Annotated in this window: 15 protein-coding genes and 1 tRNA gene; 7 read left to right on the top strand and 9 right to left on the bottom strand. The window is 69.5% G+C overall.

The annotated features are described in order from the left end of the window. Positions 1-215: 215 nt before the first annotated feature. Positions 216-1199 carry an alpha/beta fold hydrolase gene (locus tag ACO2RJ_RS16255; RefSeq protein WP_423269171.1) on the top strand — a complete coding sequence of 328 codons (984 nt, stop codon included), beginning with the start codon at positions 216-218 and terminating at the stop codon, positions 1197-1199. Positions 1200-1214: 15 nt separating this feature from the next. On the opposite strand, the gene hisN is transcribed toward ACO2RJ_RS16255, so the two are convergent. Next, entirely contained in the window at positions 1215-2000 is a 786-nt protein-coding gene (gene hisN / locus ACO2RJ_RS16250) for a histidinol-phosphatase (RefSeq protein ID WP_423269170.1), read from the bottom strand. Positions 2001-2394: 394 nt separating this feature from the next. After that, on the bottom strand, positions 2395-3288 hold the full coding sequence (locus ACO2RJ_RS16245; RefSeq protein WP_423269169.1) for an N-formylglutamate amidohydrolase: 894 nt from the start codon (positions 3286-3288) through the stop codon (positions 2395-2397). A 155-nt stretch (positions 3289-3443) separates the two neighbouring features. Between ACO2RJ_RS16245 and cpdR the strand changes: the two genes are divergently transcribed. From cpdR to selD, 4 genes are all read left to right on the top strand, one after another. Next, positions 3444-3812, top strand: coding sequence for a cell cycle two-component system response regulator CpdR (gene cpdR, locus ACO2RJ_RS16240; RefSeq protein ID WP_423269168.1), 369 nt, complete (start codon positions 3444-3446; stop codon positions 3810-3812). Positions 3813-3828: 16 nt separating this feature from the next. After that, positions 3829-4005 (top strand): hypothetical protein, encoded by a 177-nt coding sequence (locus tag ACO2RJ_RS16235; protein ID WP_423269167.1) that lies wholly within the window; start codon positions 3829-3831, stop codon positions 4003-4005. Positions 4006-4127: 122 nt separating this feature from the next. Next, a tRNA-Val gene (locus tag ACO2RJ_RS16230) sits at positions 4128-4202 on the top strand. 206 nt (positions 4203-4408) lie between these two features. Continuing rightward, complete coding sequence (selD, locus tag ACO2RJ_RS16225) at positions 4409-5455, top strand: selenide, water dikinase SelD (protein WP_423269166.1); 1047 nt, start codon at positions 4409-4411, stop codon at positions 5453-5455. 25 nt (positions 5456-5480) lie between these two features. Here the strand turns inward: selD and ACO2RJ_RS16220 are convergent, their stop codons facing one another. The 6 genes from ACO2RJ_RS16220 to ACO2RJ_RS16195 all read right to left on the bottom strand — a co-directional run bounded on the left by ACO2RJ_RS16220 (position 5481) and on the right by ACO2RJ_RS16195 (position 9954). Beyond that, positions 5481-5939, bottom strand: a complete 459-nt coding sequence (locus tag ACO2RJ_RS16220) for a response regulator (RefSeq protein WP_423269165.1) — start codon at positions 5937-5939, stop codon at positions 5481-5483. A gap of 227 nt (positions 5940-6166) precedes the next feature. Beyond that, the gene (locus ACO2RJ_RS16215) at positions 6167-7054 is read right to left on the bottom strand and encodes an HpcH/HpaI aldolase/citrate lyase family protein (RefSeq protein WP_423269164.1); all 888 of its coding nucleotides are present in this window, start codon (positions 7052-7054) and stop codon (positions 6167-6169) included. Between the two features lie 162 nt (positions 7055-7216). Continuing rightward, on the bottom strand, positions 7217-8131 hold the full coding sequence (locus tag ACO2RJ_RS16210; RefSeq protein WP_423269163.1) for a metal ABC transporter substrate-binding protein: 915 nt from the start codon (positions 8129-8131) through the stop codon (positions 7217-7219). Positions 8132-8162: 31 nt separating this feature from the next. After that, on the bottom strand, positions 8163-9038 hold the full coding sequence (locus ACO2RJ_RS16205; RefSeq protein ID WP_423269162.1) for a metal ABC transporter permease: 876 nt from the start codon (positions 9036-9038) through the stop codon (positions 8163-8165). Between the two features lie 8 nt (positions 9039-9046). Continuing rightward, positions 9047-9796 carry a metal ABC transporter ATP-binding protein gene (locus tag ACO2RJ_RS16200; RefSeq protein WP_423269161.1) on the bottom strand — a complete coding sequence of 250 codons (750 nt, stop codon included), beginning with the start codon at positions 9794-9796 and terminating at the stop codon, positions 9047-9049. After that, positions 9793-9954: a hypothetical protein gene (locus ACO2RJ_RS16195; RefSeq protein WP_423269160.1), complete on the bottom strand. Its 162-nt coding sequence runs from the start codon at positions 9952-9954 to the stop codon at positions 9793-9795. Before ACO2RJ_RS16195 ends, ACO2RJ_RS16200 begins: the two co-directional genes overlap by 4 nt. 259 nt (positions 9955-10213) lie before the next feature. Here ACO2RJ_RS16195 and ACO2RJ_RS16190 point away from each other — a divergent pair, with 259 nt between their 5' ends. After that, on the top strand, positions 10214-11779 hold the full coding sequence (locus ACO2RJ_RS16190) for an SPASM domain-containing protein (protein WP_423269159.1): 1566 nt from the start codon (positions 10214-10216) through the stop codon (positions 11777-11779). Here ACO2RJ_RS16190 and ACO2RJ_RS16185 read toward each other — a convergent pair. Then, positions 11727-11972, bottom strand: coding sequence for a hypothetical protein (locus ACO2RJ_RS16185; protein ID WP_423269158.1), 246 nt, complete (start codon positions 11970-11972; stop codon positions 11727-11729). The genes ACO2RJ_RS16190 and ACO2RJ_RS16185 overlap by 53 nt on opposite strands. Positions 11973-12125: 153 nt before the next feature. On the opposite strand from ACO2RJ_RS16185, the gene ACO2RJ_RS16180 reads away from it, so the two are divergent. Further along, the gene (locus ACO2RJ_RS16180) at positions 12126-13718 is read left to right on the top strand and encodes a gamma-glutamyltransferase family protein (protein ID WP_423269157.1); all 1593 of its coding nucleotides are present in this window, start codon (positions 12126-12128) and stop codon (positions 13716-13718) included. Positions 13719-13798: the final 80 nt, after the last annotated feature.

Genomic DNA, 13798 nt, shown 5'->3' with positions numbered 1-13798 from the left:
AAAGGAAGCGACACAAGGCGGTCCGCCGTAACGGCCGGACCGATTTATCGAACTGCCGCAGCCTGTTGGCCTGCGGCATAAATTAGGTGGTGGGACGGTCCGTGGCGTTCAAGAGCATCCGACACGCGTTGGAGACGACAAATTTGCGGCTCGCGTCGGTCGGATCGCGCTTCGCGCTGAGCGCGCCCGCCAGGATCTCCCTTCTTGTCGAGCGCATGCCCCGCTCCCGTCGCAACCTCCGCCCCGCGCGGGACGGCTTCGTGGTCGCCGACGGCGTCCCGCTGCCCGACGGAGGCCGGGTCAGCCTGTTTCACGCGACGGACGGCGTCGCGCTCCGCGCGGCGGTATGGCGGCCGGCGGGGGCGCTGCGAGGCACCGTCTGCCTCTTCCAGGGGCGCGCGGAGTTCATCGAGAAATATGGCGAACTCGCGGGAGAGCTGCTGGCGCGCGGCTTCGCGGTGGCGACCTTCGACTTCCGGGGGCAGGGGCTGTCGCAGAGGCTGACGGCGAACCCGCTGAAAGGCCATGTGGACGATTTCGACGAGTTCCGGGCCGACGCCGAAGCCTTCATGCGGCAGGTCGCGTTCGTTGACTGCCCGGCGCCGTTCTACGCCGTCAGCCATTCCATGTCGGCGCCGGTGCTGGTCAGCCTCGCCGCGCGGCAGCCGCAGTGGTTCGACCGGATCCTGTTGCTCGCGCCCATGGTGGGCCTGCCGCTCGCGCGGGCGGAGTTCTTCGCCCGCGGCCTCGCGACCGGGCTCGGCCGCGCGGGCTTCTCCGGCGCCTACATTCCGAGCGGCTCCAACCGGATCATGGCGTTGCGCGCCTTCGACGGGAATCCCGTCAGTTCGGATCCCGTGCGCTACGGGCGCTCCGTCGCGCTGATCCTGAAGGAGCCGGAGCTTGCAATCGCGTCCCCGACCATCGGCTGGGTGCACGCCGCGTTCCGGGCGATGACGGCGACGGCCCTTCCGGGCGTGCCGGAATCCTTCCGGACGCCGACGCTGGTGCTGACCGCCGGCGCCGACCGCATCGTCGACGTTAGGGCGAGCGCCCGGTTCGCCGAGCGGATTCGCGGGGGCGGACATCTCATGGTGCGCGGCGCCCGCCACGAACTCGTGATGGAGCGGGACGCAATCCGCGAGCAATTCTGGGCGGCGTTCGACGCCTTCGTTCCCGGGCGGCGCGAGCTCGCCTGATCCGCAGCCCGCGCCTCAGCCGCGGGCGAGCCGCTCCAGCGTCGCCTCGTGGATGCGCCGGTCGCCAGCAGCGACGATGCGGCCGCCCTTCGCGGCGGACTCGCCCTCCCAGGTCGTGATGACGCCGCCGGCGCCTTCGATCAGCGGGATCAGCGCCACGATGTCGTAGGGCTTGAGATCGGCCTCGACGACGAGGTCGACATGGCCGGCGGCCAACATTGCGTAGGCGTAGCAGTCCGCGCTCCAGCGGGTCAGCCGGGCGGAGGCGGAGACCGAATCGAACGCCGCCCGCTCGTCGCCGGTGAACATCGTCGGCGAGGTCGACATCAGCATCGCGTCCTCGAGGCGGGCGCAGGGGCGCGCCCTGAGCCGCCGTTCGCCGCCGCGGCCGCGATAGGAGGCGCTCATGCCGTCGCCGGAAAACCGCTCCCCGATGAACGGCTGGTGCATCAGCCCGAAGCACGGCGAGCCGCCGCGCATCAGACCGATGAGCGTGCCCCAGATCGGCAGGCCGTTGATGAAGGAGCGCGTGCCGTCGATCGGATCGAGCACCCAGACGAATTCGGCGTCCGGCGCGAGGTCGCCGTGCTCCTCGCCGATGATGCCGTGGCCGGGGAAAGTCTCGCGGATCATGTCGCGCATGACCTTCTCGCCCGCCTTGTCGGCCGCGGTCACCGGATCGAACGCGGCGCCTCGGCCCTTGTCCTCGACTCCGAGCGAGGTGCGGAAGAACGGCAGTATCGCGTCGCCCGAGGACGTGGCGAGTCGGTCCACGAAAGCGGCGAAATCGACGGCCGTCATGCAGAGAATCTCCGGCGGGACCTGAGGCCGTCCGAGGCCCCTGCGGCGCGCTGCGAGGAAGCGCCATAGCCTTGTGTATATCGCCGGCGCCGCGGCGCGGCGATCGCAAAAAAAAATCGCCGGATTATGCGACAGGCCGTCGCATCCGGCGATTTCAGGAATTTGCCCTTGCTTTTTGTGCGGCGCAGCCGCATTTTATTGCGGCGCGGCATTGCGATCTTCGATCGTGCTGCCGCTGCCCTCCTTGGGCGTTTCCTCCCTAGACTTAGGCCGTTCGCCTTGTGCGGACGGCCTTTTTTTTATGTCGTTTTGTCCAGGCGACGGGACATTGGCCGGATCGCTGGTGGTTTGCAAGGAATTTTCTATCAGACGATTGGACGAAGCCCGGCGCCGCTCATTCCGCCGCGGCGCGAGGGGCTCCGATCATCGGCAGAGGCGTCGAGGCGATCGTCTCGACGAAGCGCGCGAGCCGCCGCGCGAGATCGGCGAAATCCTTGGTTTTCTCGTGGGTTCGCTCGTCCATGTACAGACCGCGATTGATCTCGATCTGGAGGGCGTGAAACCCGTCGACCGGCGCGCCGTAATGCTCGGTGATGTAGCCGCCGGCGTAGGGTCTGTTCCTCACCACGCCGAATCCGAGGTTTCGCAGCGCCTGTTCCGCCAGGTCGACGATCTCCGGGGCGCAACTCGAACCGTACCGGTCGCCGAGGACGATGTCGGGCCTCGGCCGGTCGTCGTGGATCAGTCCGATCGACGGCATGGAGTGACAGTCGATCAGCAAGGCGAGCCCGTGCATCCGGTGCGCGCGCGTCACCAGGCGGCGCAGCGTGCGGTGATAGGGCTTGTAGATGCACTCGATGCGTTCGAGCGCTTCCGCGATCGGCAGCCGGGAGCCGTAGATCTCCTGGCTCTCGCCGACCACCCGGGCGATCGTCCCCAGGCCGCCCGCGACGCGTAGGGAACGGGTGTTGGCGAAGGCCGGCAGGCGCCCCTCGAACATGCGCGGATCGAGTTCATACGGCTCGCGGTTCACGTCGAGGAAGGCGCGCGGGAAATGCGCGCGCATCAGCGGCGCGCCGAAGGCCGGCGCGGGACCGAAGAGCTCGTCGACATAGGCGTCTTCGGAGCGGCGCAACGCGCGCGCGTCTAGGCGCGAGGCGGCCAGGAAACGCGCGGGATAGCGCGCTCCGGAATGCGGCGAGTTGAACGTCACCGCGGTGGCGCGACCCTTCGGCTCCGCCACGTCGAAGGCCGGCTCGATATCGTCGGATGAGTCGGGGGCCGTCACGCCGCGGGAAGACTCCGAAAGGTCCTTGGATACGGATTGTTGCCGATCCTCAACGTGTCTGTCCATCGCCGAAGATGGGGAAACGATCTGTTTACCAAAGCACCGCCTTATGGGATGACTCACGCCGAAATGACCCCCATCAGGTTCGACAGACCGTGGAAGCGAATTCCAAGATCCTCCTCGCCGAAGACGACGACGACATGCGGCGATTCCTCGTGCGCGCGCTTGAGAACGCCGGCCATCTCGTGGTCGCCTTCGACAACGGCCTGTCGGCCTATCACCGACTGCGCGAGGAGCCGTTCGAGCTTCTGCTGACCGACATCGTGATGCCGGAGATGGACGGCATCGAGCTGGCGCGCCGCGCGACCCAGCTCGACCCCGACATCAAGGTGATGTTCATCACGGGCTTCGCCGCCGTCGCCCTGAACCCGGACTCGCAGACGCCCAAGGACGCCAAGATCCTGTCGAAGCCGTTCCACCTGCGGGAGCTGGTGTCGGAAGTCGACAAGCTTCTCGCGGCCTGACGCTCCCATTCCGAGATTGCGCGACATCGTCGCTCCCGCGCTGCTCGCCGCGGCCGTCCTCGCCTGGGCGACCGGCGCGCTCGACCGGATCGGGCTCGAAGGCGCGGGCCAGGGCCTGCTGATCGGCGCCGCGGTCTGCGCCCCGATCTGGCTGCTCGGACTCTACCGCCGTTCGCGCGAGCGCAGGGATTAGCGCCGCGGAGAGCGGCTTCGCGCTTGCCACCCCCGGGTCGATCCGATATAGCCGCGCACTCATCGGGCGGCTCCCGCACGTCGCCCGAATGGTTTCGAGCGCAGGCGCCAAGCCGGCGCTTCGGGCGTGTAGCTCAGCGGGAGAGCACTACCTTGACATGGTAGGGGTCACAGGTTCGATCCCTGTCACGCCCACCACTTCAGAGCCCCGGAAAGTCACGGACTTTCCGGGGCTTCGTTTATCTGGGACGTCCCAGTCCGTCTCTACGCCCGCGGCAGAGATCGGGGCGGCTCGGGCGAGGGGCTCGCAAGATCGTCGACGGCGCCATTGGGCCGGCGGACTGGCGTAGTCGCCGTTCTTTAGCGCCTTGCGCGGCGGTCCGGTTCGATCGAATGTGCCGGCCATGTCCGAAGCACCGATCCGTCTCACCTCCATGGCCCACGGCGGGGGATGCGGCTGCAAGCTCGCGCCGGCCGTCCTTCAGGACATCCTGCGCAAGATGCCCGCCTCGGTCCCCTGCGCCGATCTGCTCGTCGGCGCGGAGACATCCGACGACGCCGCAGTCTATCGCCTGAACGACAGACAGGCGATCGTCGCCACCACCGACTTCTTCACGCCCGTGGTCGACGACCCCTTCGATTTCGGCCGGATCGCCGCGACCAACGCGCTCTCCGACGTGTACGCCATGGGCGGGCGGCCGCTGTTCGCGCTCGCCCTCGTCGGGATGCCGGTCTCGACCATGCCGGTCGAGGCCGTGCAGGATATTCTGGCGGGCGGCGCCTCGGTCTGCGCAGGCGTCGGCGTTCCGGTCGTCGGCGGGCACTCGATCGATTCGCCGGAGCCGATCTACGGCCTCGTGGCGATCGGCCTCGTCGATCCCGCCAGGGCGCTGAAGAACGCGACCGCGCGCGCAGGCGACCGGCTGATCCTGACGAAGGGGCTCGGCGTCGGGATCTTTTCCGCCGCCCTGAAGAAGGGCGAACTCGAGCCCGACGCCTACCGCGCGATGATCGCGTCGACGACCAAGCTCAACGCGGTCGGCGCGGATCTCGCGGGGCTCGCGGGCGTGCATGCGATGACCGACGTCACCGGCTTCGGCCTGCTCGGCCATCTGCTTGAAATGTGTCGCGGAGCGGGTCTCGGCGCCGAAATCGCATTCGATCGGACCCCCTTGCTGCCTTATGCCGCTGCTCTCGCGGCGGCCGGCCACTCGACGGGCGCCGCCGCCCGCAACTGGGCGAGCTACGGCCATGACGTCACGCTCCCCGCGGGCATGCCGAGCTGGCGTCGCGGCCTGCTGTGCGATCCGCAGACCAGCGGCGGGCTGCTCGTCGCCGTCGCGCCGGAGGCGGAGGCCGCGGCGCTCGCGCTCTGCCGCAGCGCCGGCTTCGATCAGGCCTGCGTGCTCGGCCGCATGCTCGCAGGCGCGCCGAATGTATCCGTGGTCTGACGAACGGAGGGCGTCGACCGAGCCGTCAGACGCGGGCGCGAGAGGCGGCGGGCCGCCGCGCCGTCCAAGGCCTCGCGGAGGTCCAGTCCGGAGACAGCGTCAGGCCGGCGGGAGCCTCGCCCGCGGCGACGCCCCGTAGCCGCATGGCGACGAAGCGCAGCGCGGCCGCGACGGCTTCCGGGGCGCAGGGCTTTTCGATCACGCCGTAAGCCGCGCCAAGGTCCTTCGGAACCCGATCCGGGGTCGCGGTGACGAACACGACGGCGACGCCTTCCTCGACGGCCGCACGCGCGACGTCCGCCCCGGTCCAGCCGTCCGCGAGGCGCAGGTCGACCACCGCGATGTGGACGTCAGTCGACCGCAACAGGGCGACGGCCGTCTCCTGGTCGGCGGCGAGCCCGAGAAGATGAAAGCCCGCCTCGGAGATGGCCGGCGCGAGGCCGCCGGCGATCACCATGTCGTCTTCGACCAACAGCACCCGCATGCGCACCCGTTCCCCGAATCAGCCCCCGTTCTTGTTACCGGCGGGGTCGCCCGGGCGCCATATCGTCACGATCGTAACGCCCAGGTTTCGCCACCCTGCGGCTTCTGCAGACGACAACTGAAGGTAGAAGTTTCCCAAGAGGATCAGCGTCCAGGCCGTCCCGACGCCCTGACGACCGCCTCACGCCATTGGGCGCATTCGGCTCGGCCCCGTCGTGAGCGCAGCCTTCACGTGCCTTTGGCGGCGATCGCCTCGTGCCAGGCGACCGCGCGGCGCGCCATGCCGATGTGCTGGCGTTCATACATCCGCCCGTCGATCTTGATCGCGCCGCGCTTGGCGTTCTCCGGCAGTTCGAAGGCCGCGATCACCTTGCGGGCGCGCTCGACCTCCTCCGTCATCGGCGCGAAGCAGGTGTTGGCCGGCTCGATCTGGCTCGGATGGATGATCGTCTTGCCGTCGAAGCCGAGGTCCCGCGATTGGCGGCATTCCTCGCGGCAGCCGTCCACGTCGGAGATGTCGTTGAACACGCCGTCGAGGATCGTCAGCCCCTCCGCGCGAGCGGCGGCGAGCGCGAACATGATCCACGGCATCATCGGCGCGCGGCCCTTCACGAGCTGCGCCCAGGTGTCCTTGGCGAGATCGTTGGTGCCGAGCACGAGGCAGGTCAGCCTGCAGCCCGGCACGGTCTTACGCGCCTTGGCGATGTCGTGGATGTTGAGGATGGCGGCGGGCGTCTCGATCATCGCCCAGACGTCGATGCCCTCCGGCGCGTCGAGCGCTTCGAGCCGGTTCGAGATCATCTCGAGCACCGCGGTCGACGACACCTTCGGCATCAGGATCGCGTGCGGCCGGGCCTCGATCGCGGCCTTGAGGTCGGCCTCCCCCCACGGCGTCTGGGGCGCGTTCACGCGGATGATGATCTCGCGGTCGCCATAGCCGCCGGTCTTCACCGCGGCGCACACCTGCTCGCGGGCGAGCTCCTTGGCTTCGGGGGCGACGGCGTCCTCGAGATCGAGGATCAGCGAGTCGGCCGCGAGCTCCTTCGCCTTGTCGAGCGCCCGCTGGTTGGAGCCCGGCATGTAGAGAACGCTGCGGCGAAGGCGGAGGTCGGCCATGGTCGGCTCCCGTGTTCTTTTTGACGGGCCTTCCTAGCAGACAAACACTTCGCATGCGCAACAACGATCGCGCATGCCGATCGTGCGATCGGCGGGGGCGAGGAACCGCTCGCGCCCGCCGCGCGAGCGATCGCGAACGCCGTCAGGAGGGCGGAAGGGCGGTCAGCTCGACAACGCCGCCGTCAGCTCGCGGAGGTTCGATCGCATCATGTCGAGATAGGTCGCGGCCGGACCGCCCTGCGGCGACAGGGCGTCCGAGTAAAGCGCGCCGCCGATCTTGGCGCCGGTCTCCTTGGCGATGCGCTGCACGAGCCGCTTGTCGGAGATGTTCTCGACGAACACGGCCGGGATCTTCTCCGCCTTGATCTGGCGGATGATGCGCGCGACGTCCTTCGCCGAGGCTTCCGTCTCGGTGGAGACGCCCTGGGGCGCGATCATCTCGACCCCGTAGGCCGCGGCGTAATAGCCGAAGGCGTCGTGCGAGGTGATGACCCTGCGGCGGTCCGGAGGCACCTTCGCCCAGGCCGCGCGGATCTCGCCGTCAAGCGCGTCGAGGTCCTGCGCATAGCGTGCGGCGTTCGCGTCATAGGCGGCCTTGCCCTCGGGATCGGCCGCCACAAGCCCGTCGCGGATGTTGCCGACATAGATCTTCACATTGGGAACGGCCTGCCAGGCGTGCGGGTCGGTGATCTCCTGGCCGTGGCCGTGGTCATGCGCGCCGCCGCCTTCGTCGTCCTCCATCTTGCGCGTCTCCACGCCCCTGGCGGCGATGACGACCGCCGCCTTGGAGCCGGCCGACTCCGCGAGCCGCGACATCCAGCCTTCCAGGCCGAGCCCGTTCTCGACGATCACTCGGGCGTCGGCGACCTTCTTCGCGTCGGCGGGGGAGGGGGAGAAGACATGGGCGTCGCCGTCGGGCCCGACCAAAGTCGTCACCGCTACGCGGTCGCCGCCGATCCGGGCGACGAGATCGCCGAGAATGGAGAAGCTCGCGACCACTTTGAGCGGCTCGGCGACCGCGGGCCCCGCGGCGAGGGCGGCGGCGAAGAGCGCGGCGACGAAGACACCTGCGCGCATGATGGAGCTCCTTTGATCCTTGGGAGAAGGCTCAGGCGGCGCGGTGGCGGCGCGCCGGCAGCAGCCGCCACGCGAACCCGCCCACCGGTCCGAAGACGATCGAGCCGAGATAGAGGATTCCGGCGGCGAGGATGATCGACGGCCCCGTCGGGACGCCGGAATGGTAGGAGCCGAGCAGGCCCACGACGCTCGCGAGCGACCCGACCGCGACGGACACGCCGAACATGCCGCCGAGCCGCGCCGACCAGAACGGCGCGCAGGCGGCCGGCAGCATCATCACGCCGACCGAGAGCAGGGTGCCGAGCGCCTGGAAGCCGGCCACCAGGTTGAGCACCACGAGGCCGAGGAAAATGAGATGCGTCGGCCCGCCCATCCGGCTCACCGAGGCGAGGAAGCCGGGGTCGACGCATTCGAGCACAAGCGGCCGGTAGATCAGCGCGAGCGTCACGAGCGTGACGGTCGCGACGCCTGCGAGCAGCACGAGCGCATCGTCGTCGAGCGCCAGCACCGAGCCGAACAGCACGTGCAGCAGGTCGACATTGGAGCCTTTCAGCGACACCAGCGTCACGCCGAGCGCGAGCGATAGCAGGTAGAAAGCGGCGAGCGCGGCGTCCTCCTTCAGCGCGGTGGTGCGCGTCACGAGCCCCGCGGCGAGCGCGACCGACACGCCGGCGACCAGCCCGCCGATCGTCATCGCGGGCAGCGACAGGCCGGCGACGAGGAAGCCTGCGGCCGCCCCCGGCAGGATGGCGTGCGCCATGGCGTCGCCTGCGAGGCTCATGCGCCTCAGCATCAGGAACACGCCGATAGGGCCTGCGCCGAGCGCCAGCGCCAGCGAGCCGACGAGCGCGCGCCGCATGAAGTCGAATTCGACGAAGGGGCCGAGCAGGGCGTCGTAGAGCGTCATCGGCGCGATCACGCTGCGTGCGGCGCGCAGAGCGGCGCGTGGTCGTCGAACGCTTCCGTCATGCCGCGCGCCTCGAGCAGTCGTTCGGGCCGCAGCGCTTCCTCGGTGGGCCCCCAGGCGATCGCGCGGCGGGCGAGCAACAGCGTTTCCGGGAAGGCGCGGCGGACGGTGTCGAGATCGTGCAGCACGGCAATCACCGTGCGCTTCTCGGCCCGCCAGCGCTCGACCAGCTCCAGCAGATCCGCGACCGTCTTCGCGTCGACCGCGGCGAAGGGCTCGTCGAGCAGGATCACCGACGCGTCCTGCAGCAGCAGGCGAGCGAACAGGACCCGTTGCAGCTGGCCGCCGGAGAGGGTGCCGATCGGCCGGGCTTCGAAGCCCTCCAGTCCGACGGCGGCGATCGCCTCCCGCGCGGCCGCGCGGCCGGCGCGTCCGACCCCGCCGAACGGACCGATCCGTCGCCACAGGCCGGTCGCGACGAGATCGAACACGTCGATCGGAAAGGAGCGGTCGAGCGCCGCGGCCTGCGGGAGATAGCCGATATCCCGCGGACGCAGCGCCCCGCGGTCGATCCGGCCGCCAATCGGCTTCAGCGCGCCGACCAGACCCTTCAGCAGGGTCGATTTGCCGGCGCCGTTCGGGCCGACGACCGCGAGCAGCGCGCCCGGCGCGATCTCTCCGTCGAGATGATGGACCGCCGGATGCCGGTCGTAGCCGAGCGTCACGTCCGTCAGGCGGATCAGCGGCGCGGCGCTCATGCGACCGCCAGGATGACGGCCGCCCAGACCGCAGCGAGCAGGACGGCGGCGCCCATCAGCCGCGACGCAGCCGAGGCGCGCAACAGCGAGACCGGCGCGATCGTCGCGGCCGGTCGGCGGGGATGAGCGTGGTCCGCGTGATCGTGGTGGTGAGACATCGGATGTCGCCGGGGCGGAAGGGATGGAGCGCTGCTGAGTGGTTAGAATGTTATAAAGTAACATGCGAGGGGTCAAGGCTCGAGGGGAGCCGCCCTCGAGCCCGCCCGTCCCGCGGAAAGCTCGACGCTTCCCTGTGGATCGGCCGGCGAGAAGGCGCTTAGTCTGGCCTTCACCGGGGCCGAGCCCCGCATGGAATCGATCATGGTCGACCTGCCCGTTCAGAGGCCCTGCGGAGAGCTCGCCGGAGGTCAAGATTGCGTGGAGGTGTTCGTCGCCGTCGAGGACGATCTTTCGGTCGTGGCGCCGCTGCTCGCGACCTATCGGCGAGACCTGGACTGCCGGATCGACCTCTCCCTCTATCTGCTGCCGGCGACCTACGGCCTCCTCGAACTGGCGCATCCCGCCACCGCGCCTGATCTCGAGGCCGCGCGGCTTGTCGCCACGACGGCCGTGACGGGGATCGCGGACAACGCGCACGCCCAGTTGTTCGTCACGCCCGGCGCGATCCCGAAAGGATCGCTGTGCGCGCTCAAGGTTTCCTCTCCGGACGCTTCTCCCGGCAGGGCCGCCACCGCGTGGACGCACAGGGAGGATCAGAAGATGGAGGGGCACCTCCGCTGTTTCTTCGCCGGCGTCGATCAGGGCGAGTACGGCCTGATCGCGCGCACGTTTTATGTCCGGCCGGTCGCAGAGGGCGAGGTGCCCCGCGGCCTGCTCTACAGTCCCGTCACGCAGTGCAACCTGAACTGCATCCACTGCATCTCGCGCGATACGCGCAAGACCAAGAATATCCTGTGCATGTCGATCAAGGACGACATCCGGTCATGGTGCGCCAAGGGGTGGGTGGACTGCATCATAACGGACTACAGCGGAGACATACTCTGGGCTGACGCGAGATTTGGCGGCGAGCTCGACTTTCTGATCGAACTCGACGTCCCCTTTCACATCGATACGAACGGGGCGCATCTCACACGCGAGGTCAGCAGGAAGCTGATCGAAACGAAACTCATGTCCCTGAATGTCTCGCTCGACGCGGCGACCACCTCGACCTTCCAGCGAATCCGGAAAGGAGCGCCCCCTCTTGAGGACGTGCTCGGCAACATCGCGGCGTTCGCGGAGATCCGGCGCGAGACGGGCGTGGGGACGCGTGTTCCGCTATCCCTCGGATTCACCCTCATGCGCAGCAACATTCACGAGTGGGAGGACTGCATCCGCAACGCAGCCGCCGTCGGGGCGGACGCGGTCATCGCCCGTCATATCGAGGCGTATACGCCCGACATGGCCGAGGAATCGCTCTTTCTCGATCGAGAGACGTTCAACCGAGCCCGCACAAGCGCCATCGCTGTCGCGCGCGAGCTCGGAATTGCGTTGCAGTCGGAGCCTGAACTCACCGGCTCCAGCGTGGAGGGCGGCCACGAAATCTGTGTGATCCCGTGGGAGTCTGCGGTCGTGCTTGGCAATGGCGACGTCGCTGTGTGCTGTACGCCCAAGACGACAATCGGAAACCTTCACGACCAGAGCATGCAGGGCATCTGGAATGGGCCGGCCTATCGGGAGTTTCGTCGGCGGGTGAACTCCCCGCGGCCCCCCGCGCAGTGCGAGGGCTGCGGCATGCGCCGGAGCCGAACGAACTCGAACAGCTACATGCCCTACCGCACGATCGCGACCTGGGTTCCGCCCAAAGACTGGCCGACCGGGGTGGAGACGCGCTCAGACGGCCCCGTCGATCCGCGCCTATCGGGGGAGGGAGCCGAGGAGCCGGCGGCCGGCGTTAGCCCCTGGCGCGGGAGGGATCGTTCTTCAGCGCATGGCGCACGAAGGTGACCACCGCCCACACGCCGATCACGAGACCCACGGCTTCGAGGGCGTAGGCGACATAGTCGCCGAGCCCGAGGAAGCCCGCGATCGCCCAGCCTCCGGCGACCGAGGCCGCGATGGTCTGCGTCGCGATCAGCACGGTGGCGCCGACAAGCGTCAGCGTGCGGGCGAGCGGGCTCTGAGCGGGGGCGTCGGACACGGGAACGGCGAACTCCGGATCGGGCAGGCGCGAAAAGCCGCCAGCGGGCGTCCTTTTACCACGCTGCGTCGCGGCGTCGAGGGCCCCGGGTTGCTCCGTCGCGAGCCTGTCTGTAGGCCTGTCGCCCGCTTCGTTCGTCGGGGAAGTCGATCCATGCCGCTGACCGCCGCCTCCCGCCGCGGCGTCGTCGCCGCGCCTCACGCGGCCGCCGCCGAGACCGGCCGGGCGATTCTCGCCGAGGGCGGCAACGCCGTCGAGGCGATGATCGGCATGGCCGCGACCATCGCGGTCGTCTACCCCCACATGAACGCGATCGGCGGCGACGGCTTCTGGCTGGTGCGCGAGCCGGGCGGCCAAGTGCGGTCGATCGAGGGCTGCAGCGCGGCGGCCGCGGCGGCGACCATCGCGTTCTACCGCGGCCATGGACATGACGTTATTCCGGCCCGCGGCCCGCTTGCCGCCCTGACCGCGCCCGGCGCGATCGACGGCTGGCGGCTCGCGGGCGAACTCGCCGCCGGCTCCGGCGGGCGATTGCCGCGCGACGTGCTTCTGGGCGAGGCGATCCGTTTGGCGCGCGGGGGCTTCGCGGTCTCCGCGAGCCAGGGGCGCACGCGGCCGAAGGAGTACGAGGCCTGCATCGCCGCTCCCGGCTTCGCCCAGGCCTATATGCGCGACGGCGAGATGCTGGCGGCGGGCGAGACGCTCGTCCAGACGCGGCTGGCGGACACGCTCGACCACCTCTCCCGCGCGGGCTTCCGCGACTTCTACGAGGGCGACGTCGCCCGCTCGATGGCGGCGGATCTCGAGCGCATCGGATCGCCGCTCGCGCGCGGCGATCTCAACGCCCTCCGCGCGCGCTTCGCGGAGCCGCTTCGGATGCGGATCAAGGGCGGGACGGTCTACAACACGCGGCCGCCGACGCAGGGCCTGGCGTCGCTCGTCATCCTCGGCGTGCTCGAGCGCCTCGCGCCCAGGACGGACGAGGACGCCGCCTTCCTGCATGGTGTGGTCGAGGCCACCAAGCGGGCGTTTGCGATCCGCGACCGGGTGTGCGGCGACAACGCTCCAGCCGACCTTGACCTCGACGCCTTCCTGACGCCGAAGCGCCTCGACGCGGAAGCGGCGGCGATCGATCTGAAGCGCGCCGCTCCGTTCCCGGCGCCGGCCGGAGACGGCGACACCGTCTGGATGGGCGCGATCGACGGCGAGGGTCGGGCGGTCAGCTACATCCAGAGCATCTACTGGGAATATGGCTCGGGCTGCGTGCTGCCGGAGACCGGCGTGCTCATCCAGAACCGCGGCGCCTCCTTCGCGCTCGACCCCAAATCCGTCAACGCGCTCGCGCCCGGCCGGCGTCCGTTCCACACGCTGAACCCGCCGCTCGCCGTGATGGATGACGGGCGCGTGGTCGCCTACGGCACGATGGGCGGCGACGGCCAGCCGCAGACGCAGGCCATGGTGTTCGCAAGGCATGTCTGGCTCAAGCGGCCGATCGAGGAGGCGCTCGCCGCGCCCCGATTCCGGCTCGGGCGGTCCTGGGGCGAGACCGAGACCGGCGTGCGCTACGAGCCGCGCTTCGACGGGGAGGTCATCGACCGGTTGGCGGGCATGGGGCACGAGATCGCGCCCTGGCCGGACGAGTTCGACGACGAGGGCGGCCACGCCGGCCTCATCGTCCGCGACGCGTCGGGCGCGATCGAAGGCGGGCACGATCCGCGGTCGGACGGCGGCGCCGCCGGCGCGTGATAGGACGCAGCCATCCGTCACACGAAGCTGCTAAGCCGCGCCGGCCTACGGCGACGCCCAAGGGAATCACAGAACGTCGA

This window comes from Hansschlegelia sp. KR7-227 (assembly GCF_049446035.1).
GTDB lineage: Bacteria > Pseudomonadota > Alphaproteobacteria > Rhizobiales > Methylopilaceae > Methylopila.
The sequence above is the reverse complement of the archived record's forward strand: the minus strand, read 5'-3'. Positions and strand labels throughout refer to the sequence as shown.